Raw genomic sequence first — 24,517 nt, forward strand, 5'->3', positions numbered from 1 at the left:
ATCAGGCGGATCGTACGGCAGCTTCTGATGATCGTGTCCAAATCGCGCCGCCAAACGAGTGTCACTGGCCGCTAGCCGCCTACCCCCCGCTGTTCCGTCAAAAGCCAGCGGCACCCGGATCAGAAAATGAAGGCCTTTATCATGTCGATGAATGCGCGAAGACCGGCCGGAATATGCCGGTTGCCCGGATAATAGAGGCACAGACCAGGGATCGCGGGGGACCAATCCTCCAGCACGATCGCCAACTTTTTGCTGTCCAGCCCCGCACATGCAACGTGCTCGGGGACAAACGCGATGCCGAGGCCGTCGATCGCCGCCTCCACCATCAGGCCGCTGTGATCGAGCGTCAGCACCCCCGGCACGTCGATTGTAATCTCCTGGGCATGTCTGGCGAACTCCCAGCGATAGAGCTTACCGCTCGGTAATCGCTGCCGGATGCAGCGGTGCTGACGAAGATCGTCAGGGTGGACCGGAGGCGAGTTCGCCGCGAGATAGGCAGGCGACGCTACCGCGACAAAGCGCATGTCGCCACCAATGCGCACTGCGATCATGTCCTGCGGCACTGATTCTCCGAGCCGTATGCCCGCATCGAACTTTTGCTCAACGATATCGATCAAGCGCCCTTCGCTTACCAAATCGATCGACATCTGCGGGTAGCGCGCGAGAAAGAGCGGAACAACCGTTCCAAGCAGCAGGCGGGCCGCGGTCTCGTTGCCATTGATGCGGAGCGTACCGCTCGGCTGACCGCTGTCGTCAGACACGCCATCCAGCGCCTCGTCGAGGTCCCGAAGAACCGGCGCAAGGCGTTTCAACAGACGCTCCCCCGCTTCGGTCGGCGCGACGCTGCGAGTCGTACGATGAAGCAGCCGCACACCTAGGGTACCCTCGAGCGTGCGCATTAAGTGGCTGAGCGATGATCGCGACACGCCCAGCGCATCGGCAGCGCGGCGAAAACTGCGATGCTCGGCGATGCTGGCGAAGGCCGTAAGGTCGGCCAGGTTTGGCTTGGGCATTGGTGCAGATCTTTCACTAGGGCATGCCGATTGGCCTCTCTACTCGGATCAATCACGCTGGCCTATCTCTGCCCGCAGTTGCTCAGGAGTTACTTAGATGCAGAGGACATGGTTCATTACAGGCGCTTCGGCCGGTCTTGGCCGTTTAATGACGGAAAAATTGCTCGAGCGGGGCGACCGTGTGGTCGGCACGTTGCGCCGCGCCGGGGCGCTTAACGATCTCGTGGAGCGCTACGGCGATCATCTGCGGATCGTGACACTCGACGTGACCGACACCGCTGCGGTGCGGGCTACGATCGAAGGCGCGTTCCGTGCGATGGGACGGATCGACGTCATCGTCAGCAATGCCGGTTATGGCTTGTTTGGAGCAGCAGAGGAGGTCAGCGACGCCCAGATCGATCGACAAATTGCCACCAATCTTACCGGATCGATCCAAGTTATCCGCGCAAGCCTGCCCCACCTGCGCGACCAGGGCGGGGGCCGCATTATGCAGGTTTCGTCGGAAGGTGGACAGATCGCCTATCCCAATTTCAGCGTCTATCACGCAACGAAATGGGGTATCGAGGGCTTTGTCGAAGCGGTGGCCCAGGAAGTGACTCCGTTCGGGATCGACTTCATCCTGGTCGAACCGGGCCCCACTGCTACGAGCTTCGCCAGCACGATGGATGATGCCGTGCCAATGCAGATTTACGACGATACGCCCGCTGGCGCCGTTCGGCGCGGCGTTTTTGACGGCAGCTTCGCGATCAAGGGCGACGCCGCGAAATGCGCCGATGCCATGATCGCCGCCGCCGATGCCGAACGGCCAGCACTCCGGCTTGCGTTGGGCAGCACCGCTTACGCTTCGATTACCACCGCTCTGGCGGATCGGCTTCAGAAGATCGAGCAGCAGCGCGAGGTGGCGATGTCTGCCGATCGAAGCGGGGACTGAGTTCGCAGACCCGGAACCGTCGATCTCGAAGGGGGTGAGATGGCTTCCGGGAATGCCACCCTAAGATCTACGGCCCAATTTCCTTGCGCGTCGCTGCCCGGCGGCTCGATATACGGGGAACGGCGAATTTCGGCTGGAGCGACGATTCACATGTCTGTCGGTCAATGGCTTGGGGTGGTCGACTTCTAGCGTAGCCGTGGCGGGTGCTAGAACCCAAACCCGGACGCTTGCCCGCCCTTCCCCGCTACCCAACTTCGGACGCCAGTTCATCTCCGCGCTGACTAAGCATGGGAATTCGTTGCTGCCGCCCAGCACCTCCGCAAAATGGCCAAGCTGATCCCAATGCCGACGCAGATGGCACCCGCCTGAGGCATCGCCTGGGCCCAACTGTTCGAAACCATGGGCTTGCCCGATGCCGACCCCGGCTTTTGCGACAGACTCGGGCGAAAACTGAAGGGTCGGACGGCACGCTAACGCCAGTACCAATTGCCAGGACATCTAGGGGCGTCAGCACTCAGACACAGCCTGCGCAGGAGCGATCATGTCGTCCTCGCATATCCTTATCCCGCCATAACGCCTTGTGCCAGGTCATGAACGGTGGGTTTGGCTTGGCCGCTTCCATTCAACGAAGGGACAGAACAGCCTTTCAAGAACGCGACGAAGGCCCGCAACGCCGCTGATTGATGACGGCGGCTCGGGAAATAGAGGAAAACCGGTTCCATCGGGGAAGACCATGAGGGAAGCACACGCTCCAGCTTGCCGGCACCGACGAGGCTGGACACGTACGCCGCCGGCGCGTTGACGATCCCGAGCCCTCTGACGGTGAGGTCGATTTGAGACGCGAGGTCGTGGACGATCGTTGGCGCAGGCGGGGCGATCTGCACGCTATCGCCGCCCGACTCCAGGTTCCACGGCAGGACAAGGCCCGTGATCTGACTGCGGCACATCACCGCGCGGTGGTCGAGCAGATCGCCGGGAACACGCGGTTTCGGTCGATCGCGAAGATACTCGGGCGACGCGACGAGAACCGCTTCCGACCGGGGTGCGACCTGAACCGCGACCATGTCCTTCTCGATGCAATTCCCATAGCGCAGCCCCGCATCATAGCCCTGCTTGACGATGTCGATCAGACGCGCCTCGACGGCGATCTCGAGTTCGACATCCGGATAGTTGTTCTGGAAGTCCACCAACGCACCGGCGATCAGCAGATCGAAGGGTGCGCGCGGCATCGTGAGGCGCAAGGGACCCGCAGGCCGTCCCGCGCGACCCGATGCTTCCTCTGCGGCCTGACGCAGTTGCGACAGCGCGGGTGCGGCGGCGAGCAGATAGTCGTTGCCGACGTCCGTCAGACTCAGGCTGCGGGTTGATCGGCGAAAGAGCGAGGTACCGAGCCGTTCCTCGAGGCTACCGATCGATTGGCTGACCGCGGAGGGCGAGATGCCGAGACGCCGCGCCGCCTCGGAAAAGCTGCCGGCTTCCGCTGCCGCCACGAACACGGCCACGCCGTCGACGATGTCCTTCTGCCGCATTCCGCACCTATAAGTTTCGCTTCAAGCCTCATCCGCGATTATCAGGATAATGAAGTGAAAGCGATTCCCGTATGATTCGGCATGACCTTGATCCCGAACACCGCCGCCACCCCGCTCCGATCCACAGCGTCCGCTGATGCGCCATCGATCAGTCGACGCTCCATTCTCGCGGGAATGGGCGCCGCCTCCATGGTAAGCGCGCTGCCGATCTCGGGCGCCGCCTGGGGAATGCCCCCCCCAGCGCCGATGCTAGCGTCGCGCACGTTCAGCACACCCCGTCATACGACGCACTATCTCGAGTCCGGGCCGGCGAACGGACCGCTGATGATGTTTCTCCACGGATGGCCGGAGCTCAGCCTGATCTGGCGCGCCCAGATGGCAGCGTTCGCTGCCGAAGGCTGGCACTGCGTGGCGCCCGACATGCGCGGATACGGCGGCTCATCCGCGCCCGCTGCCAACGACGCCTACACACTGGAAGCCATCGTGGCGGACATGGCGGAGCTGCATGACCATCTCGGCGGCAAGCCCGCGATCTGGGTCGGTCATGACTGGGGCAGCGTCGTCGCCGGCGAGCTGGTCGCGCATCAGCCCGACCGTAGCCGCGGCGTGGTGCTGATTTCCGTACCCTATTTCCCCACCACCAACGCCCTGCCGACCCTCGTCCCGCTGGTCGATCGGACGATCTATCCGGCCGACACATACCCCGACGGCCAGTGGGACTATTATCGCTACTACACGAAGCATTTCGACTCCGCCGTCGCCGACCTCGATGCGGACAAGGCGGCCTCGCTGGCATCGATCTACCGGCGGGGCGATCCCGCCAGCATCGGCAAGCCGACGCCGAATGCCATGGTCACGCAAAAGGGCGGGCGGTTCGGGCGTGCGCACCGTGCCCCGCCGACCAAGCCCGATCCTGCACTCTGGCCGACAGCCGATTTCGAGATGCTCGTGAAAACGTATGAGGCGCACGGCTTTCGCGCGCCCTGTGCGTGGTACATGAACGACGATGCGAACGTGGCGTATGCACGCCGGTCACCCAATGCGGGTCGCATCTTGAAACCGGTGCTGTTCGTCAACGGCGATTGGGACGCGATCAATACCATCCATGGCAACCGCTCGGGCGACCCGATGCGCGCCGCGTGCGCCGATCTCAGCGTGACCAGTCTGCAAGGCGCGCACTGGCTCCCGGTCGAGAGCAAAGTCGAACTTGCCCAGGCGATCCGTAGCTGGCTTCAAGACAAGAAACTCTGATGTCGGTAGGCCGCTGATCATTCGCCCGGCCGATGGTACCGAGAGCTGTCTGTGGCACCAGCTTTCCCGTAATCTGTTCCCAATTGCTCTTTCCCGAACTGGCCAATCGGAGACGGAGAAACGCAAGAGATCGCGCTTAGAGAATGGCCGTTTTGCCGCTGGCCCCTGTCGAAAGCACGCGATAGTCGCCAATCGGGATTGGCGACGGGTTTTCCGGCGATCGAGGTGTTGCCGTCGGAAAACACCTTTTTGTCGTGCAGTCGTGATTCAACTGGGGTTTTACATATCGGACTGCTGAACGGCGATAATTGGGAGGGAAACGGAAGCGCCTCTCTTGGGCTCTTCATGTTGTTCGCCATTAATTATTGCGCGTTTTTAACCGTTTGGAGGATGGTATCAGCACTTCCTTAAGCGTAAACGCCGATATCGCGGCCATGCTAAGGTATCCAACCGTCCCGTCAGCCGGATCAGTCGCCACCGATCCCCCCGCGCTGTCCATATCTGACGCGTATCGTGAACGAGCCACCTCCGCGACACGGTTGGCCTGCGACTGTATTATGCTCGCCTGCGTTACGTCGCCGGGGCTCTCGGCGGAGCTGATTGACCGAGCGATCGTCCACTACCGCAATGCCGCACGTGCGATCGCGGCAATCGCACATGACCGAACGACTTAGTGTCCGGTAAGGGAGGAAAGCGGACAGACCGCTTACGGAAAATCGATCGCGATAGCCGACATGGCACGCCGCCGCATTTTCCGAAACGATTGCGCGATAGACGTCCTGCTGGTCCGCACCGAATTGCGAAGTTTGGAACGGGACTGGACCTGCTGCCTCAGACCGACGAATTAATGCTAACAAACGGATTGGGACACCGATGGCAGACAAGCAGCATTTCGAAGCAATCGTTGGCGACATTGGTCGAAAGCTTTGGTCGATCTTCCCCGCGGATGCTGTGGAGATGCGGTTCGAGGCGCAATTTCATGAGTGGATGCAGACCGCGGGAGTCAGTCAGTGGACCCGTCGCGACGGTGTTCAAGGGCAGTATGCCGGCTTTGGTAGCAGGCCCGAAGAGGTGGAGGAGTCAATCAAGGTCGATCTCGCGAGAATGAGAACGCTGGACATCTTCCTGCCAAGGCCTTGGAATCACGTTACGGTGACGTTGACCGAGACTGCTAAAATCAACTTCGATTATGCATATGTCGACGAGATTGATCAGTGGCCTCGCCTCCATCTGATTGGGATCAGCGCTCTCGATCAAGCAGAAGCAACCCGCGACTACGGCATACCTGCTGCCGATTGGCGGCATGTCGCCAGCGAGGTCCTCAAGATTAGGAGGGCGGAATATGAGGCCGCGCGGGCTCTGGGCGATGCAGTTATACAGCACGCCGTGGAGCAGAAGGTCAAAGACCTACAAAGCCGGATCGAAGCTGCTGCAATTTAGCACGCGCCGAGGCCGATAGGGCAGTGAGATCACATCGGCGCTGCATTCCCGATTTTGAACCCATAGCGACAGGAAAGATCGCGCCTAACGAAAGGCCGTTATCGGGAGCCCACATTACCAGCGTGAACGTCCGCGTTTGCGCGAACACGCCTTGCCCTACGGCTTCCGGCCAGACCCAAATGCGGACGTTTAGACCGTCCTACACGCTTCCCAACTTCAGCCGTTCATTCATCCACAGCCGGCAGGATGCGACAACGAGGACACGACACTGTCGAATTTCACGCGGCCGACCAAAGCGAAGCCGGCGCGCTTTCCCCTGCCGGCCGGGGCAGATACGACTGCCGCAATCAAAGGGGACACGATGAGGTTTGAATATGTGGCGGCGACGGTGCTTCTCGCACTTGCTCCAGCAACGGCGTGGGCCCAGCCGAGCTCGGCTGATGCGCAGCTCAAGGCGATCTACGACGCTGAATGGAAATGGCGACAGAAGGAGTTCGCGCAGATTACGGACGGCTTGCGAAGCAAGCCCACCGATCATTTCCCTGCCGTCGCCCCCGCTGACTGGGCGCGCCGGCGCACCTACTGGAGCACAGTTCTCGACCGCATCGCGCGTATTCCCGCGACGCAACTCTCGCCCGAAGAGCGATTGAACGTCGCTGTCCTCAAGGAATCGCTCCGCGCCGAAGTCGCGAACATCGACTTCCGCACCTACGAGGCGCCGCTCAACAGCGATTCCTACTTTTGGGGCGAAGTGAAGCCCTATGCCCCTCTCGAGACCGCCGACGACTATCGCCGGTACATCGGCCGGCTCAAGGACGTGCCGCGCTGGTTCGACCAGAACATCGCCAACATGCGCGCCGGACTGAAGCGCGGCTTCACGCCGCCACGCGTGTCACTCGCCGGGCGCGATGCGACCATTGCCGCCTTCACCACGGCGGGTGCGGACAATCCACTGGCCGAACCATTCAAGACGATGCCCGCTTCGATCCCGGCGAGCCAGCAGGCGTCGCTGCGCGCCGAGGGACTGGATGCGGTCGATACCGCCGCGGCCCCCGCCTATGCGAAGCTCCTCGTCTTCTACCGAGGCACCTACCTGCCCGGAACGCGCACGACGGTCAGCGCCGCTGCACTGCCCGACGGCGAGTCATTCTACAAAAGTCAGATCCGCGAGTACACAACCCTCGAGCTCACACCGGAGGCGATCCATCAGATCGGCCTCAAGGAAGTTTCGCGCATCGACGCTGACATGAAGGCGACGATCGCCACCACCGGCTTCAAGGGCAGCTTCGCCGACTTCCTCGCGTTCCTGCGCAGCGACCCGCAATTCTACGCACGAACCCCCGACGAACTGCTCGGCTTCTCGGCCTATGTAGCGAAGCGGATGGACGGACGGCTGAAGGACGTCTTCACCACCCTTCCCCGTTACCGCTTCACCATCCAACCGGTGCCCGACGCGATCGCGCCGGTCTACACCTCGGGTCGAGGTGGGCTCAGCGCATGCCTCATGAATACCTACGACCTGAAGTCTCGCCCGCTCTACAACATCGTTGCGCTGACGCTGCACGAATGCGTCCCCGGTCACAGCCATCAAGCCGCAATGGCGTTGGAAGCCCCCAGCCGCCCCGCCTTCCGCCGCCAGACGTACTTCTCGGGCTATGGCGAAGGTTGGGGGCTCTATTCGGAATGGCTCGGCACCAAGCTCGGCATGTACCGCACACCCTATGAAGAATTCGGTCGCGAGACCTTCGAGATGTGGCGCGCAGCGCGCCTCGTCATCGACACCGGCATCCACGCAATGGGGTGGAGCCGGGAGCAGGCGATCGACTATCTCGCCGGACACACGGCGCTCGCGAAGCTCGACGTCGAGATCGAAGTCGACCGATACATCAGCTGGCCGGGCCAGGCGCTTTCCTACAAGCTCGGCGAGATGAAGATGCGCGAGTTGCGCGCGAAGGCGGAGGCGGAGTTGGGCGACCACTTCGACCAGCGTCGCTTTCACGACGCCCTGCTCAACATGGGCTCAGTCCCTCTGCCAGCGATGGAAGCCGAAATGATAAAGTGGATCGCGGTAGAGAAATCACGCTGATACCGTCGGCTTCGCCTCGGGTGCTCGCAGCGCGAGGTCGAGCGCTATTGCGTTTCACCCGAGCAGGCGTGCCGCTACAAGATCGGCCATGCTGCCCGGCTGCGCGCACCGGAGAAGGCCAAGGCGATCGCTTCGACGTGAAGCATTTCCACGATGTACTGGAAGCCGGTGCGATGCCGCTGACGATGCTTGAGCGGATTGCCGAGGAACATGCGCGCGGGCTTTCGGGCATGCTCCTTCGAAATTCGATGTGTGCCTACGCACTTGGACCCAGAACGCGACATTCGGGCGCCCTCCCCCGCCTCCCAACTTCAGCCGTTCATTCATCTGGCTGGACGGCAGCCCAGCGCCTACCGGATCAGCTTTCATAGGGCTTGAATCGGAGGAAAACGCAAGGTCCGCTTCCCGAGGGCAGTGGCGATAGCCGATGTTAGGCCATGGCTATCGCGCTACAGCCTACCCGGTTGCACCAGATGAACCACATTGGTAAGATACATAATATCATTACGCGATGTTGAGGAAGTCTGTTGCCTGGTTGGACGATGCGGGATGTGACAAAATCAGCGACGGAAAAGGCTCCGCTTCGGATCACGGCTATGCTGGGCGCTGTCGGAATGATGGCAGGATCACCGGCGGTTGCGCATGACGCCGAGGAGCCGGAGAAACGGGACGATATCGTCGTCCTGGGAACGCGAACGTCGCGAGACGCCACGCTGTCCTCCGATCGCGCGACCGAACGCATGTCGCAGTCGAGCCGCTCGATCGAGCAGGACATTTTGCGCGCGGCGGGCACGTACCGATTGAGCGATGCGCTGGAATTGGTGAGCGGCAGCAGCCAGCAGAATAATCGCGGCGGCTTTGCCGACAATTTCGCGATCCGCGGCTTTCTGAGCACCGCCGATGGCGGCGGCGAATATTATACCGATGGCTTTATCGCCAATCGCGGCAGCGCGCCTGCGCGCGACCCCGCCACCATCGAGCGCATCGAGATCCTCAAAGGCCCCGCCGGCGCTGTGTTTGGCGATATCGATCCCGCCGGGCGGGTCAACATGGTCAGCAAGACACCCCGTTTCGCACCGCAGGCGTCGGCGTCGGTACAATTTGGTTCGTTCGACACCCGCCGCATCGAACTCGATGCGACGGGGCCGCTGACCGAGACGCTCGCCGCACGGATCGTGGTCGCTACCGAAGACAGCGACGGTTACCGCGATTTCGTGACATTGAAGCGCCGCGTCGTTTCGCCGTCGTTGACCTTCCGCCCAAATGACGGCGTGCAGCTGACGTATCTTGCCCAGCATATCGCCTATGACTCGCCGTTCGACCGCGGGGTGGCGGCGATCGATGGCGATCCGCTCGCGCTCCCCGCGTCGAGGTACCTCGGTGAACCCTCAAATGGGAGTACCCGCGCGCGCGATACCCGGCGCCAGTTGACCGGCGAGGCGAAGCTTGGCGGGAGTTGGTCGCTTGTCGGTGGTCTCGCCTATCGCACCGGGTCGCTTCGCGGTTTCTCAGCGGATCAGTCACGGCTCGTAGACGGACATACGCTGTGGCGACAGCGCCGCGAACGCGGCTATGAGGTTGAAGACCTCTCGGCGCGTCTCGAACTGCGCGGCGACGTGAAGGCGCTCGGGCTTCATCATCCGAGCATCGGCATCAAGGGGTACACGCTCGATTATCTCGAACTCCTGAACCGGAGAAACCCGAGTGCGGCCAACGCTTACGCCATAGGCATCTTCAACCCGGTCTACGGCGTCGCCCAGCCGTTGCCGCTGCTGCCCAGCATCGATCAGCGCGAAACGCGGCGCGTGCTGTCGCTTTACGCGCAGGATGCGTGGGAGGTGTCCGATCGGCTGAGCCTCGTCGGGGGCATTCGGTTCGACACCTACCGCCAGCAACTTGCCCGTAACCTCGTCAAGGCGACGACCGTGTCCAAGGGGCGCCCCGTCAACTTTCGGCTGGGCGCGCGCTATACCGTCACCGACGCCATCTCGGTCCACGCCAATTGGGGCGAGTCCTTCCAGCTCAACTCGGGCAGCGGTGCCGGCGGGGTCGCTTTTGCGCCCGAGCAAGGCCATGGCTACGAAGTCGGCGCGGCGGGGCACTGGCGCGGCGTGGACGTCGGCATCACCTGGTTCGATATCAGGAAGAGTAACGTGCTCACCACCGATCCGACCGACTCCAATTTTCTGGCACCGGTGGGATCGCTGACCAGCCGGGGTATCGAATTCGATGCATCGCTGCGCCTTGCCCGCCGCTGGCAGGCGGTGGTGAACTATGCCTGGACCCGAGCGCGTAACGACGATCGATCCTTTGCGACGCCTCTGGCGCTGAACGTCCCCGATCATTCGGGTACGGCCTTCATCGTTTACCGCTTCGATCCCGGGAGCGGCCGCGACTGGTCGATCAGCGGCGGTGTCGCCTATGTCGGCAAGCGGTCCGGCGCGACCGATGCCAGCGGGCTAGTCCTCCCCGACTATGTAAAGGTGAAGGCGTCCGCAGAGATCCCCTTGACGACGGCGCTCACGCTCCGCGCCGAGGTCGATAACCTGTTCGACGAGCGGTACGCGCAAAGCTCGTATAATTCCTTCTGGATCTATCCGGGCGCGCCACGGACCGTACGCGCCTCGCTGCGGGCGCAATTCTAGATGACCATGCTGACGAACGGGCAGTATGCTGTCCCTCATACCCCCTGTGACAGGGCGCACGTCGCTCGAGCGCGTCTCGAAAGTATTGACGCGGTGCGAGGGGTCGTCATGATCCTGATGCTGCTCGATCATTTGCGCGAGACCTGGCTCGTCCTGGTGCCGATGCCTGATCCGGTAGATGCATCCACCGTTCTGCCGGCACTTGCCATCGCACGCTTTGCAGCTAGCTTCTGCGCGCCGATCTTCGTCGCGCTGACGGGATTATCCGCCTATCTCTTCAGCGTCAGCCATAGCCGTGGCGAAACGACCGCTTTCCTGGTGAAACGCGGGCTGCTGCTGATGGCGATCGACCTGTTCTACCTGTCGCCGCTTTACTGGGGCGTGGTGCCGCAGCCGACTTTCTGGCTTCAGGTGATCTGGTGCCTCGGCTTGTGCATGATCCTTCTGGCCGGGCTGATCCGACTCCCCCGATCCGCCCGCATTGCCCTGGGGTTGGTGCTGGTTTGCGGCCACAATCTCCTCGATCCCATTCGATTACATCAGGGCGACACGCTGTTTCCGATCTGGGCGCTGCTGCATCAGCGGGACGTGATCGCGTTGCCGTTCGGCTTCATCGCAAAGACGACATATCCGATCCTCCCATGGGTGGGCGTGATGCTGCTGGGGAACGCGATCGGGCCGTGGTTCAACCGCGCGGTCGAACCCTCGCAGCGCTTCGGACGCCTGACGCGTCTCAGCGCTTTGATGATCGCCGCCTTCATCGCGCTGCGCACCCTCAACGTCTACGGCGACGTGCCTTGGCATATTGTCGAGAACAGCGTCCTGCGGACCGCCATTGGCTTCCTGTCGATGACGAAATATCCACCGTCGCTGCTGTTCCTGCTGCCGACCTTGGGCGCTGGAGCGCTGATGCTGGCGCTCTTCGAGCGATCGGGAAATTCACGGCTGATATCGGCTTTGGCCGTTTTTGGCGGCGCCCCGATGTTCTTCTATCTGTTCCATCTGACCGTCCTGCGCCTTCTCTACCACACGGCATTGGCCTGGTGGGGACCGACCGACGGCGGTGTCTTCATGGTCGACAGCTACGGCTGGGTGCTCGCGTGGTACGCTGGTTTGATCATACCGCTCTATCTGCCGACCGCGTGGTTTTCGAGATTGAAGCAACGTCGTCGCGATATCGCGTGGCTGCGCTTTTTCTGAGTTTCGCGCCCCATGCGTGTGGTTCTCGATCCCACTCCCCCTACCTCTGAATGGCTGTTGCTACCTGGTTCGCTTTCGTGCGCCAGCAGGACACGGAAGAACGGGACCATTGCGCCGACCAAATGGCCGCTTTCAGTGGCTAACATCCCCTTCCTGAGCTACGGTGTATGCGCGGAACTGCCCGGCAGCGCGACGCTGATAGGACCCAATTCCAGACGTCCAAACCGCCGTGCCCGCTTCCCAAAAGCAGCCGCCCGTTCATCTCGCCTCGAAGCGCCTTTAGGCGACCTTCGCGTGTTCGACGTTAGGCTTTCAATCGGGGAAATAAGATTTACCCCCATCGGCAGGATCGACACATGGCAGAACCCTTCTTCATAACGGTACTCGACGACCGCCTCGCCGCCATCCGCGCAAAGGTCGAGGCGTTCGACTGGAGCCTTATGCCGGACGCGGGAAGCTGGCAGTCAGGCGTCGGCCTCGCCGATCTCAAGCGGCTCGTCGACTATTGGCTGGCGGACTACGACTGGCGCGCGCAGGAGCGGCGGCTCAATATGCTGCCGCAGTTTACGGCCGACGTGCAGGGGCAGCGCCTCCACTTCATTCATGCGCGGGGCGATGGCTCACGTCCCCCGCTGCTGCTGCTGCACGGCTGGCCGGGGTCATTCCTCGAATTCGAGGCGCTGATCGCGCCGCTCGTGCCGACAGTCATGACGTCGTTGTTCCCTCGCTCCCCGGCTACGCGTTTTCGGGCTGCCCCGTGTCCCCGATCGGACCGAAGCAGACCGCAGAACTCATGCACGGCCTGATGGTCAAGCTGTTCGGCGCGCGACGCTATGCTCCCAGTCGCGCATCCACAGGCCAGTGCCGCGTTCGTCCGCCGATGCGCCAAACACGTCTTGCAGTAGCGCCAAGGGAGTCAGGGGGCTCGGCGCCCGCTGACCCCCTCAGAGATCGTACCTTTCTGATCTGTCAGTGACCGGCGACCTGCCCACCGTCGACGTGGAGTATTTCGCCGGTCACGAAACTAGCATCCTCGAGGTACAGCACCGCGCCGACCACGTCCGCGACCGTGCCCATCCGACCGAGCGGGTGAAACGCTCCGAGCCCGGCGCGCGTCTCGGGAGGGTGCATCGGCGTTTCGGTGATGCCGGGCGACACCGCGTTGGCGCGTACGCCGCGGGAGGCATATTCGATCGCCAGGCTGCGCGTCGCCGCAGCCAGCCCGCCCTTGGTCAGCGACGCCAGCACCGAGGGGAATTCGACATTGGCGTGCTCCGCCAACGTCGTGACGATCTGCAGGATATGGCCACTGCCCTGCTCGACCATCAGCGGCAGCGCCGCCTGCGTCATGTGGAAGAAGCCGTCGAGATTGGTCTGCGTGATCTGGCGATACTGCTCCGCCGTGTAATCGGTAAAGCGCTCGCCGATAAAAACGCCGGCATTGTTGACTAGCGTATCTACTCGCCCGAACCGGTCGCGCGCTGCCATCACGACGCGCCTTGCGGTTTCGGGATCGGCAACGTCCCCCGCAACGGTGATCCAGTCGTCCGATTGCGACGCTGCGATCGATCGTGACACGCCGACGACACGCCAGCCGCGCGCGCGATACGCGTCTGCGATCCCCTCCCCCAAGCCTTGCGAGGCACCGGTGACGATAGCAACCTTGGGCGCGTCAGACATCGACGGCGCCGATCTGCGCGGGGAGGTTAACGGGGGTTGTCATTGCCGAATGGACTCCGAAAAGGATCGACAGCGCGTTACTGCGCTCTCGCGATGTCAGGACAGCGGGGGTTGGCCGTTGGACGCGGTCAGTCCGCCGTCGACCGGCAGGTTGACGCCCGTCACGAAGCGCGCATCGTCGCTTGCCAGGAACGCGATCGCACCGGCGATGTCGACGGGCTCGGCACCCCGTCCGATCGGGATCCGCTCCTCGAACTTGGCGATCAGGTCAGGTTGTTCCTTCATTCCCGCGGTCAGCGCGGTATAGGTCAGCGACGGGTTGACCGCATTGACGCGCACGCCGTTCCTGGCCTCGTCCATCGCCAGCGCGCGTGTGAAATTGCTCACCGCACCCTTGGCCGCGCAGTAGAAGCTATGGTTCCAGTCGCCGCCGAGCCCCGACACCGACGACACGTTGATGATGCAGCCCTTCGACGTGCGCAGATGTGCGATCGCCGCGCGGCTCATGTGGACGACGCCGTACAGGTCGGTCTCGATCACCTTGGTGAATTCGGCGAAGTCGCCTTCGTCCAGCTTGCCGAGATGATCGACGCCGGCGTCATTGACGAGCACGTCGATCCGACCGAAGCGATCGATTGCCGCCTCGACCAGCGCCTCGCAGCACGCACGGTCGGTGACGTCGGTTTCCCGCGTCTCGACGGTGCCGCCCAATTCACCCGCCAGCTTGTCGAGCGCGCCCTGGTCGATGTCGCCCAACACCAGCTTCGCGCCTTCCTCGGCGAAGCGGCGCGCAGCGCCTTCACCGATGCCCGAGGCGGCACCGGTGATCACGACGACCTTGTCGGAGAACCGCGCCATCATGCGTTCTCCGCCTGCGCGACATGCTTGCCCTCTCCGAACTCCTCAACGAGCTTCGCGCAGAACGCCGGCAGGTCATCGGGGGTACGGCTGGTGACGAGGCCCTGATCGACGACCACCTCCTGATCGACCCACGTCCCGCCCGCGTTGCGAATGTCGGTGGCCAGCGTCAGGAACGAAGTGAGCGTACGGCCGCGCACCTGATCGGCCTCAATCAACGTCCACGGCGCATGGCAGATCGCCGCGACGGGCTTGCCGGCGGCGAAGAAGTCGCGGACGAACGCCACGACCTTGTCCGACGACCGCAGCGTGTCGGCACCGACGCACCCGCCCGGAATGATCAAGCCATCGAACTCGGCGGCCGACACGTCGCCGATCGCCTTGTCGACCGCGAACGTCTTGCCGGGATCGAGATCGTTGTTGACCGTCTCTGCGTCGTCGGTTTTGAGGCTGATGACGGTTACTGCACCGCCTGCCTGCTCGACGGCTGCCTTTGGCTGCGCGAACTCGGGCTCCTCCGTGCCGCGCGGTGAAATCAGAATTGCGATTGTCTTGCCTTGGAGCTTCATGGGTATCCTTTCGAAGTCTGAATAAGCGTGAGCGGCGTCAGGCCGGGATATCGGTGATGGCCGCGGTGTTCGCGGCAGCGATGCCGGTCTCGCGGTGGCGGAAATCGCTTAGCGCGCGGTACACCTGCATGCGTGCGCGCATCACACCGCCGAGCGGGCGGTGCGCTTCAAGCGCGTGCGCCGGCCGGAACGTCATGACCTCGTCGAAATAGCGGACGCGATCCGCGCCAAAGGCGGCCTGCCGCGGCAGACGGATAGTCGCGATCGTACGGTATTCGCTGACCCGCGTCGGCCAGTCGACCGACGTATCCTCGATCGGCTGCGTCTCGGCATCGGCCCAGAGTTGCGCGCGCAGTTCGAACACAGCGTCGTTGCCGTCGAAATACTCGATCGCGGCTTGACGGAAGCCGTCTTCATCCTGGTGCGGATCGAGCCGCCAATCGTCGAGCGCGCGCTGCTCAGGCGCGACCGGAAATACGCCGAGTTTCGCGACATGATCGCCGTACCGAATGGGGCACTGGCTGAAATAGGTCTCGACGAGCGGATGGCTGAACGGATGGCCGTAAAAGTCCAGCGTCGGGCTCGGTTCGGCACCGACCGCGTTCAGGACCTTGTTGATGTTGCGCGCGATCGATGCGGCCGCGCTTTTGACGCCTTCGGGCATTGGCACGGTCATGCCGATCTTCTTCGCCTGCGCTAGAAAGCCGGCGGCGGTGCCTGCCGGGAACGTCGTGCCGCTCGCCAGTACGAAGTCCTGGGTCGGCGCGTCGTGACCGGGCAGCTTGGCGCCGTCGACACCAAAGACCTTGATCGCCACGCCACGGTGCGTCGATACGCGATCTCCGAGCTTCTCGCCCGGCCCTTGCGCGAAGCGGACCGCGACGTCGAACGTCCCCGGCTTCGCGAACAGCCCCTGCGCCAGTTCCGGCGGCAGATCCGCGGCGACGACCATCTTGCCGATGACGCAGGCCGTGCTCTTGGCATGACTGGCGCGCACCGCATGGCCGTCGCGCTTTTCGACCGTCTGGCTCTCCTGCGTCATCCCCTTGATTATGCCGTCGATACTTTCCTGCTCGCCGGGCTCAGGCGTCTCGATGTCGTCGCGATAGGGTAGATAGGGCATGGGAAGCTCCTGTTGGATCAGGATGTTAACACCCGAATGCCCTGCGACGTTTCGGTACGGTTCCGTGCAGACCCAATCAGTCGAGCGCGGGAAGCGACCGTGGCTCGTGCATCGGGCAGCCGTTCAACTGGCTGCGCAGGTCCTGGATCACCGGATAGACCGCACGGCGTGCGCGCATGACCGACCCGAGCGGGCGATGCGCCTCGACGCCGTGCCAGGGGCGGAACGCGGTCTGTTCGTTGAGCACAGTGACGCGCTCCTCGGACCAGCTCTTCTGCGGCTTCACCGTGATGGTCGCGACCGGGATGTAGGGATTGCCCTGCTCCGGCCACGGCGTCGCGGCATCCTCGATCGGGTTCTCCTCGAGGTCGCGGCAGAGCTGCGCGCGGAGAGTCCAGGCACCACCCTCGTTCGCGAAGATCGCCATCAGTTCTTCGCGGATCAAGTCGGGGCTCTTGCTCTCGTCGAGCTTCTGGTCGGTCAGCGCGCGAAAATTGGGCGATTCCGGCACGATGTCGAACTTGGCGATATAGTCTCCGAACCGGAGCGGCGCCTGCGTACCATAGCGGTCACCAATCGGATTGGTGTCGGGATAGCCGCCAAAGCCCTTCAACAACGCGCTCTCGCCGCCGACCGCTTCCAACGCCTGCTCAATCGGGCGCAACACCTTCGACAGCGCTTCCTTCGCCCATTCCGCGCGATTGGTCGTCGCAGCGAGCAGCTTTGTGTTGCGCAGGAACCCGACCGGAGTCGGGTTCGAGAAGGCTACACCCGAAGCCATCAGGAAGTCCTGCGTCACCTCGTCCTCGGCGCCTGGTAGGCGTTCGCCATCGACGCCGATGATCTTGATCGAGAAGCCGCGCGGCAAGGAGACGCTGTCGCGGATCGGATCGCCGGGGATCGCCGACATCCGGATGATGACCGGGTAGCGACGCCCGCGCTCGAAAATGCCCTGCGCCTGCTCGTCGGCGAGATCGTCGTGCACTACCATCTCGCCTTCGAGCAAGGCATGACTCTTGGCATGGACGCCGCGCTGGGCGTGACCGAGGTCCTCATACGTCTTCTCGACGATGTAGCTGAACGTCTTGTTGAGACCGTCGATCGTCTCCTGCTCGTCGGGATCGATCGTCTCGACGTCGGGGCTATAGTGGATCGGGGTCTTCAACATGGGAAATCCTTGTGGTTCAGCGCGGTAACGCGCGGTTCGCGCTTTTGGGCGTCGGCATTCCGGAACGGTCAGGCGTTGGCCGCTGCCTTTGCGCCGGCCGCGGTCGCGACGCCGAAGACGAGGTGGACGATCGTGTGCGTACCGATCGTCGCCGCGTCCGCCTGCCATTCGGGTTTCTTGAGCTCCAGCAGAGGCCCGGTGATCCAGTGCATCGCGACGTAAAACCCTAGGCCGAACACGATACCCGACGGCACTACGCCTGCATCCTCGTCCACCGTCAGGGCATAAACTGCGCCGGCTGCCGCGGAGAGCAGGAGGTGGCTACCTTGGACGACAGCTTGTTCGGTTACATCCGGCAGATCGCTCGACGGTACTGAGCGGACGCCGAGTCGCCGCGCACCGACCCGTTCGAGATCGGTGAGTTCGGACGGCGTGCCGCTCTTCTTCTCGCCCGCCATCATCATAGCGGTGATGCATAGCCCCGCCACCAACCCGCCGGCCATCCGCCTGCCGTTCATGCACGCTTTCCCTCTTCCTGGGTATCGTCGGGCAGACCTTCCTCGCGACCGGGGACCGACATGTCGTAGGCGTTGAGCGGCAGCGACATGAGGCAATAGCCACCGACCAGATAGACCAGCTCGGCCGTCCGGTCCTCGCCGAACGCGCGCACGGCACGGTTATAGGTCGAGGCCGGCAGCTGCCGTCCGCCCGCCCGCCAACGTGACCGCGACGTCGTAGGCGGCCTGTTCCTCTTCGGTCTGGCGGGCGATACATATGGCCTACCAGAGCAGGACTATGCCCGCCTCCTACAGATGACCGGAACCGCTAAGGCCTCGCGCTAGGTGACCCAAAAGCGGACATTCGCGAGCCCTTCCCCACTCCCCAACTTCAGACATTTGTTCATCTCCACGCTGACTACGGTTAGCGCATGATCGTCCGTCATGGATGTCGTGAATGGGAAGGAGAGCGGCCTGCCTGCTTTCGGGCAGCGATGGCCGTAAGCAGCCCCGTTCATCTACAAAGGCTTAAGGCCGGTTGACCCGCTTTGATGGAAACCGCTTCTTCTTTTTTCGGGTCGCGACAGGCGTAGCCGGATGCCGTTCACATGATAGGAAGCATTCCGGCGGCTCTGCTTTGTAGCCGCTTTGCTGTGTAGCCTCCTTAGCGTCCAAAGCGGAATTGTACCTGCAAGGTTCGCCTCATCTGACAATCAAAATCGGCGTACGAACTCCGATTATTTCTCAATACCATGATTTCTCGAGCTGGATTTTTCATATGAATCAATAAATTGCATGAATACAACAGCTGAAAATAGCTTGTTTCATGTTTGCTTATTTTGAGCTATATAGGGAAGACTCGGCATCAGGAACTATTAATCCACTATTTTATCGAAGTAACATTCTTAATCGGACATTTTGGATCAGGCGGTGCAATAAGTAGTTAAATTCTGCCACTTTCCTTGTTTAACAATGGAGATTGTCATGAACCCAGTCCTATACTGGAACAACGTGCTCCTGGAATGCTCGCGTCGCGATTTTACGCGGGGGTTTAACAATTCGCAGCAGCCGGGCCCGATCCGAACGTCTCGCGCGATGGCGATCGTGCACATTGCCATCCATGATGCTGTAGCCTTCGAGACCAATCGGGCCGCCGCCGCCTATCTGAACAAGAAGGGCGTCGCGCACATGATCGGTGCGCCCCCAGCAGACAGCGTCCTTGCTGACACGCTCGCGGGCGCTGCGGTGACGACGCTGAAGGCGATGTACCCGCGGTATGGCACGTTCATCGACGACTCGCATAGCGGCGCATCTAACGCGGCCTTCGCTTATGGTGCGCAGATCGCGCGGGCGATCCTTGATGCGCGCGCCGACGACGGATCGACGGTGATGGTCACCGCACCTCAGGACGAGACACTCGTCTACGGACAGCACCGGGCTGATCCGTTCGCTCCGAACCAACCAAGGCTGGGCCTTGTGTGGGGTAACGTGACGCGCTTCACCGGGTCAGATCACCAACCGCTGGCGCCGTACCCGGGTCAGGGCAGTATGCCGTTGGTTGATGATCCAGCGTACCGTGAGGATTATGAAGAGGTCGTGCGTTACGGCGCGACCGAACGGCGCGATAGGACCGCGGAGCAAGAGCGGATCGGCATCTACTGGGGCTATGACGGGGTGATGAATTTGGGTGTGCCCCCCAGGATGTACAATCAGATCGCCCGCGTCGTCGTGGCAGACAAGGCGCTCAACCTCGCCAAGTCGGCGGAACTGTTCGCGCAGCTCAACGTCGCAATGGCGGATGCGGGTATCGATGCCTGGCATTGGAAGTATCACTACGATCTGTGGCGTCCGGTGGCAGGCATCCGGGCCGAACACTCGCCGGACGGCGATCCGTTCTGGGCGCCGCTCGGCGCACCGCAGACCAACGCTTCGCCAGGACGCTACACCCTTACGCCGCCATTCCCCGCCTATCCGTCAGGACACGCCACGTTTGGTGCAGCACTGTTCCAGACGCTTCGTCTGGCTCTTCGCACCGCCCCCGCTCCGATCACACTGGCCGATGTGCTAGTCGAGGAAGATGGCCCCGGCGATACGATTAACAACGAAGTCTTCACCTTCGTGTCTGATGAGCTCGACGGCATATCAATCGATCCCAATGGGTCGGTCCGGCAGCATAGCCCGGTCACGTTTCCTAACTACGCCAGAGCAATCTGGGAAAACTCAGTCAGCCGCATCTACCTTGGCGTTCACTGGCGTTTTGACGGGATCCCTCGCACCTCCGATCAAAATGTCGGCGGCGTGCCGCTAGGTTTGGAGATTGCCAAGGAAGCACACGCACTCTTTAATTCCTCCCCGTCACTCGGGGGATCTGTCTGAAAATAGAGGCAGATCAGTTGCACTGATCGTTTAAGGAACGGCGCGCGCGACCGGTAGCTCAGGCGCGTCATTCCCATGATGCCGACAAGGTGTCTGCTCACCGGCATCGACGCTGATGAAAACGCGTGCCGGGTTCATGGGCACGGCAGCATTGGCGACGCGTGCCAATACTGACGAGTGGCCTTTAAATCCAATACTGCATGCGGCTATCGGTCCAGCATTATCATGTGAGAGGTTTATGCAGCATAGATGCAATGTTGGTCTATTGATTATCAGCGTTAAGCTGTAATCCGTCAGCGGCGCAATGCCGCTATCGTAAGCATCAAGGATCCCTCAATTGACACGACACTGACAACTGCCGCGTGGGGCCGGCAGCCTTCCAGTCGGCGCGATCGATTGCTCCTCGTCTTAGCGTCAGACAACAGGTAGCGATGTTAGCCAACCATCTCGCATTACGACTGCGATCATATGCGCCCTGTTTCGAGTCCGTGTCTTCAGCCGCACATTTTCAATGTGCCGCTCGACGGTGCACGGCGCGATGTTGAGCTCGCTAGCAACTGCTCTAGCCGAGCGCCCCCTGGCAACAAGCCGGAGGACTTCTTCTTCACGAGCGGTCAAGTGCAGTAAATCCGAAGAGTATGCCATTGTCACCCCCCAATATATCGTGATGTGGGGAATAAGAATGGTAATCGCCCCCACGGCGCGGCTTCTACGCATGAGCACCTATGCAATATCTACTGAAATCTGACATATTTCAGTAGGATTAAATCACTACCTGATTCGCATCTTGATATTGCCACGGTATTTGTAGTTAATAAATCCTTCACTACCTTAGACCGATGTGTTTAACGTACAAACCGATTGCTCAGACCTGACCAGAACGTCGCGAAAAGCATTCACTTCGGACGGGATCTGAACGGGTGGAGCGAAGGGGATCTCCGCGCGACGTGCTGGCGACGTCTACTTCAAGAAGGGAAGCGGACAGGAGGATTTCGGGCAATTAGCTGGGTAAAACGGGTTGTCACGACACGACCTAGAGCCGTGATTATCGTGACTGCAGGTTGTCCTAACGCTGGAACGACTTCAATCCCACTTGGCCCATCCCGGGCCGTTCAATTTCTTGACCCAACATTACCTAGTGCCGTCCGGTTATTTGCGGGCCGATCGGTGGTCGAGCGAAGGCCAGTCCCGGAACAGTCTCCCCAGGGCTACCGCGTGTGACTGCCGCGTAGATCGCGTTGCCCAGTGGGCTATAGGTGACCGCCTCGGTCAGTAGAAAAACACCGACCATGGCGGCGCCCCCCCCGGACCCATGCCGGATGAATCTGGCCCGAACGGAACCAATCGGCGACCACCCCGGAGATCAGAAGCACGAGCACCGCGGCAAAAGTCGCCTCGTACGCAAATGGAGGCAGTAGCGGCATGGGCAACAGGCGTCCGAACGCTGGCCCGACGAGCAACGACGTCGCGCAGAAATGCAAGCGACGATGCCAGTCGCTCTGCCGCCTCAGGCGGATCGCCGCGACCGTTAATCCGACAAAGCCGATCAAGGTCATCGGATCGAAAACGAGGAAATGTTGTGGCCGAAAGAAGAATGGCACCTGTCCGCGGCGTACCATCGCGACCGTGACCGCGCAGCCCAATCCAAGCATCAACACAATCCAGCCCGCTCCGATCCACCCGAGCTTGCGGTGCAGTTCGACGTTGTCGGTCACGATGAACGCGTTCTGTGTCACATACAGTGCCACCCAGCCCATAAATACGATCGCATGCGCATGCAGCAACAGCGGCGCGTGAAAGCTGGACCGGCCAGCAGCCAGTTGCAAAGAGAACCCGGCAACGACAACACCTGCGATGACCAACGCCAGGATCATGAAAAGACCGGAATCGGACGAGCGCAAGGGCCGGTCGGCAATTGTCGTCGAAACCATACGCCCCCTCCAGCTGATGCTACGCTATACCACAAGTACTACTGATCACAAAAGTTGATCGGTTCCTAAGAAATACATATTTCTCTAACTAATATTTGAAAGCATCTTCTTATAAGAGATTGGTTATGAACCTATTCTGGCAAATCATTAAAACCTGTTGCCATTCATTGTAGGGTTCGTAACCATCCGATGTGCCGGGAGGGAATCAGATGTTGACGCAATTTGCCGATCGACTGATGCGGTTGATGCCTCCTCAACTACCTGCTCTGAAGAGCGGCGTCCTGGTTATGATCCGCCGTGTCTGGCTTGCGCTGCTGCTGCTAGTCGTAGCGATCCAGCTTGCGGGACTCGGCTTCGTATTATTCGACACCTACCGCATCGACCCAGCGCTGCGTGCCATTGGACTCGAGCTCAAATTCGACGACGACACCCGCCCGGTCGTGACCTCGCTGCGCGCCGACCTGATCTCGGCCGGAGCGCGTCCGGGTGATCTGATCGTGTCGGTTGCCGGGCGCCGTTACGCGCCGGACGTGAGCGCTTTGACATTGGCGCGCGCTATCATGGCGGTGCCGGGCGACGTGGTGACCCTCGGCCTTCTTAAGCCCGAGGGGCGCGAGATCCTGATACAGGCCCGCCGCTCGGCGCACATGCCTAACGGCGATGCACGGAACCCGATCCCCTTGGCGGTGCGGATGGCTGTCAGGCTTCTTTTTACACTGCTCTGTTCGATATCGCTGCTCGGATCGAGCTTTGTGATGCTTTATCGGCGCCCGGGCGACCCTGAGGCGCTGCTGCTTGGGCTGAGCTTCCTTGGCATCGCCGCCAGCGTCGATCCACCGCTGTTAATGTGGATGTCGATCGGCGTCGATTGGATGATTGACGTACTGACCGGACTATGGTGGCCGATGCTCGTGATCGCGCTGGCTGCGTTCCCGGACGGTCGGTTCACGCCCCGGGGGCTGCGCTGCTCGATAGTCTTCGCGCCGCTGCTTGGCGTCGTCTTGATGCTCAACTACCTCAATGAGACAGCTTCGTTGCTCCTCGGCGTGGGCGTGCCGCTGCTGCTCCTGGTGGCGCAACGAATCCGCTATCGACGGCTCCAACCGGGGGGCGAGCGTCAGCAAATCAAATGGGCGGCTCTGGGGTTCGCAATGGGCCTGCTGCTCGTCGGCGCTTCCCTGGCAATGTCACTGGCGGCCTTCGATCAATGGCCGGCAACGATCCGCGGCATCTGGCTTCTGGGAACCGTCTGCCTATTCAATCTCGGATTTGCGATTATGCCACTCGGGCTCCTCGTTTCGCTGATCCGCTATCGGTTGTGGGATGTCGATCAAGTCATCTCGCGCTCGGTCGCCTACACCGTCGTTACCAGCGGGATCGTGCTTCTTTGGACGCTGCTGTCGGATCTCGCAAAGCATCTCGTCGCGGCGGTAATGGGTCCCGGCAACGCTATGCTTGGACTTGGGCTTGGGGCGATCGTGGCGGCGGGGGTGTTCTTGCCCGCTCAACGCGCGATGCTGCACTGGTCCAAGCGGCGCTTCAATCCTTCGAGCATCGATCTCGAGCGCCTTCCCGCTCGGTTGCTGCTATGGCGCGATCGTTGTGACGCACCAGAGGTCGCGGCCCGTGTGCTCGATGTCGCGATGCGCGCACTGCATGCGTCTTCGGGCGCGGTATTTGGCCGCACCCCGACCGGGCATTCGCTATTGGCCAGACGTTGCCGAAACGCGGAGGATGCCGCGCCTGTCGCGTGGCTAAGCCCAGATGGTGCGAGGGATCGAGGCGGTTATGTGCTGCATCTCGAAGACGAGGATGGGCTGGCAGGTTGGCTGATACTCATGCCACGTGACGACGGCTCACCGTTGCCCAAGTCCGAGCGTCGCACACTTTCCACCGCCGCGGGGCCCATCGCGCAGGCGCTGCGCATCGCGTCTCAAGCTCGGGGAAAGGGATTGATCCCCCGCCACATCGCGGAGGAGTTGCGGGATCGGCTGGACAGGCTGGAGCAGGATCGACCTCGACCGGCTTAAACTTCAAGATTTCTAGCTTTAGTGGCTCGCGATGATGATCGCCCGGAACCGCAATAGAGGGCGCTTTCGCGCTCGGATTACGTCAGACGCTGGCAATCAGGCGGCGTACGATCGTTGACGCACGGATCACATTCGGTGCGACAGATAGGACATTGACCGATAAGCGGCGCGGGACTGCGTACACGGCGAT

21 protein-coding genes are annotated in these 24,517 nt (G+C 61.8%); 9 read left to right on the plus strand and 12 right to left on the minus strand.

The features are described from left to right. Positions 1–119 precede the first annotated feature (119 nt). The gene (locus C8J26_RS15065; RefSeq protein ID WP_107959086.1) at positions 120–1,013 is read right to left on the minus strand and encodes a LysR family transcriptional regulator; all 894 of its coding nucleotides are present in this window, start codon (positions 1,011–1,013) and stop codon (positions 120–122) included. A 97-nt stretch (positions 1,014–1,110) separates the two neighbouring features. Between C8J26_RS15065 and C8J26_RS15070 the strand changes: the two genes are divergently transcribed. Further along, the gene (locus C8J26_RS15070) at positions 1,111–1,944 is read left to right on the plus strand and encodes an SDR family oxidoreductase (RefSeq protein WP_056420870.1); all 834 of its coding nucleotides are present in this window, start codon (positions 1,111–1,113) and stop codon (positions 1,942–1,944) included. Between the two features lie 560 nt (positions 1,945–2,504). On the opposite strand, the gene C8J26_RS15075 is transcribed toward C8J26_RS15070, so the two are convergent. After that, entirely contained in the window at positions 2,505–3,473 is a 969-nt protein-coding gene (locus C8J26_RS15075) for a LysR family transcriptional regulator (RefSeq protein WP_107959087.1), read from the minus strand. 87 nt (positions 3,474–3,560) lie between these two features. On the opposite strand from C8J26_RS15075, the gene C8J26_RS15085 reads away from it, so the two are divergent. From C8J26_RS15085 to C8J26_RS15095, 3 genes are all read left to right on the plus strand, one after another. Continuing rightward, positions 3,561–4,724, plus strand: coding sequence for an alpha/beta fold hydrolase (locus C8J26_RS15085; protein ID WP_208631407.1), 1,164 nt, complete (start codon positions 3,561–3,563; stop codon positions 4,722–4,724). Positions 4,725–5,597: 873 nt separating this feature from the next. After that, positions 5,598–6,164 carry a hypothetical protein gene (locus C8J26_RS15090; protein ID WP_107959090.1) on the plus strand — a complete coding sequence of 189 codons (567 nt, stop codon included), beginning with the start codon at positions 5,598–5,600 and terminating at the stop codon, positions 6,162–6,164. A gap of 361 nt (positions 6,165–6,525) precedes the next feature. Beyond that, a complete protein-coding gene (locus C8J26_RS15095; RefSeq protein WP_107959091.1) occupies positions 6,526–8,250 on the plus strand; it encodes a DUF885 domain-containing protein in 1,725 nt (574 codons plus the stop codon). Between the two features lie 74 nt (positions 8,251–8,324). Here the strand turns inward: C8J26_RS15095 and C8J26_RS21130 are convergent, their stop codons facing one another. Further along, on the minus strand, positions 8,325–8,462 hold the full coding sequence (locus tag C8J26_RS21130) for a hypothetical protein (protein ID WP_167398858.1): 138 nt from the start codon (positions 8,460–8,462) through the stop codon (positions 8,325–8,327). Between the two features lie 384 nt (positions 8,463–8,846). Here C8J26_RS21130 and C8J26_RS15105 point away from each other — a divergent pair, with 384 nt between their 5' ends. From C8J26_RS15105 to C8J26_RS15115, 3 genes are all read left to right on the plus strand, one after another. Continuing rightward, complete coding sequence (locus tag C8J26_RS15105) at positions 8,847–10,895, plus strand: TonB-dependent siderophore receptor (RefSeq protein WP_107959093.1); 2,049 nt, start codon at positions 8,847–8,849, stop codon at positions 10,893–10,895. Between the two features lie 6 nt (positions 10,896–10,901). After that, positions 10,902–12,095 (plus strand): acetyltransferase domain-containing protein, encoded by a 1,194-nt coding sequence (locus tag C8J26_RS15110; RefSeq protein ID WP_107959200.1) that lies wholly within the window; start codon positions 10,902–10,904, stop codon positions 12,093–12,095. Positions 12,096–12,451: 356 nt separating this feature from the next. Next, complete coding sequence (locus C8J26_RS15115) at positions 12,452–12,901, plus strand: epoxide hydrolase N-terminal domain-containing protein (protein WP_244185338.1); 450 nt, start codon at positions 12,452–12,454, stop codon at positions 12,899–12,901. A 163-nt stretch (positions 12,902–13,064) separates the two neighbouring features. Here C8J26_RS15115 and C8J26_RS15120 read toward each other — a convergent pair whose 3' ends face one another. From C8J26_RS15120 to C8J26_RS20535, 7 genes are all read right to left on the minus strand, one after another. Next, on the minus strand, positions 13,065–13,775 hold the full coding sequence (locus C8J26_RS15120) for an SDR family NAD(P)-dependent oxidoreductase (RefSeq protein ID WP_056674202.1): 711 nt from the start codon (positions 13,773–13,775) through the stop codon (positions 13,065–13,067). Positions 13,776–13,871: 96 nt separating this feature from the next. Continuing rightward, positions 13,872–14,633: a meso-2,3-butanediol dehydrogenase gene (budC, locus tag C8J26_RS15125; RefSeq protein WP_107959094.1), complete on the minus strand. Its 762-nt coding sequence runs from the start codon at positions 14,631–14,633 to the stop codon at positions 13,872–13,874. After that, entirely contained in the window at positions 14,633–15,202 is a 570-nt protein-coding gene (locus tag C8J26_RS15130) for a type 1 glutamine amidotransferase domain-containing protein (RefSeq protein ID WP_107959095.1), read from the minus strand. The genes budC and C8J26_RS15130 overlap by 1 nt, the downstream gene beginning before the upstream one ends. Before the next feature lie 37 nt (positions 15,203–15,239). Further along, entirely contained in the window at positions 15,240–16,325 is a 1,086-nt protein-coding gene (locus C8J26_RS15135) for a catalase family protein (protein ID WP_107959096.1), read from the minus strand. Between the two features lie 76 nt (positions 16,326–16,401). Then, a complete protein-coding gene (locus tag C8J26_RS15140) occupies positions 16,402–17,493 on the minus strand; it encodes a catalase family protein (protein WP_107959097.1) in 1,092 nt (363 codons plus the stop codon). A 68-nt stretch (positions 17,494–17,561) separates the two neighbouring features. Beyond that, positions 17,562–18,011 (minus strand): hypothetical protein, encoded by a 450-nt coding sequence (locus tag C8J26_RS15145; RefSeq protein ID WP_146168855.1) that lies wholly within the window; start codon positions 18,009–18,011, stop codon positions 17,562–17,564. Further along, positions 18,008–18,163 carry a hypothetical protein gene (locus C8J26_RS20535; protein ID WP_167398859.1) on the minus strand — a complete coding sequence of 52 codons (156 nt, stop codon included), beginning with the start codon at positions 18,161–18,163 and terminating at the stop codon, positions 18,008–18,010. The genes C8J26_RS15145 and C8J26_RS20535 overlap by 4 nt, the downstream gene beginning before the upstream one ends. 811 nt (positions 18,164–18,974) lie before the next feature. On the opposite strand from C8J26_RS20535, the gene C8J26_RS15150 reads away from it, so the two are divergent. Further along, positions 18,975–20,366 (plus strand): vanadium-dependent haloperoxidase, encoded by a 1,392-nt coding sequence (locus C8J26_RS15150; protein WP_167398860.1) that lies wholly within the window; start codon positions 18,975–18,977, stop codon positions 20,364–20,366. Between the two features lie 414 nt (positions 20,367–20,780). Here C8J26_RS15150 and C8J26_RS15155 read toward each other — a convergent pair whose 3' ends face one another. Both C8J26_RS15155 and C8J26_RS15160 read right to left on the minus strand, forming a co-directional pair. Beyond that, on the minus strand, positions 20,781–21,083 hold the full coding sequence (locus C8J26_RS15155; RefSeq protein ID WP_341871505.1) for a response regulator transcription factor: 303 nt from the start codon (positions 21,081–21,083) through the stop codon (positions 20,781–20,783). 533 nt (positions 21,084–21,616) lie between these two features. After that, positions 21,617–22,297 carry a hypothetical protein gene (locus tag C8J26_RS15160; protein ID WP_244185339.1) on the minus strand — a complete coding sequence of 227 codons (681 nt, stop codon included), beginning with the start codon at positions 22,295–22,297 and terminating at the stop codon, positions 21,617–21,619. Between the two features lie 209 nt (positions 22,298–22,506). Between C8J26_RS15160 and C8J26_RS15165 the strand changes: the two genes are divergently transcribed. Then, positions 22,507–24,327: a PDZ domain-containing protein gene (locus C8J26_RS15165; RefSeq protein WP_107959100.1), complete on the plus strand. Its 1,821-nt coding sequence runs from the start codon at positions 22,507–22,509 to the stop codon at positions 24,325–24,327. Positions 24,328–24,517 lie beyond the last annotated feature (190 nt).

The sequence above is a fragment of the Sphingomonas aurantiaca genome, from assembly GCF_003050705.1.
In the GTDB taxonomy this organism is placed as follows: Bacteria; Pseudomonadota; Alphaproteobacteria; order Sphingomonadales; family Sphingomonadaceae; genus Sphingomonas; species Sphingomonas aurantiaca.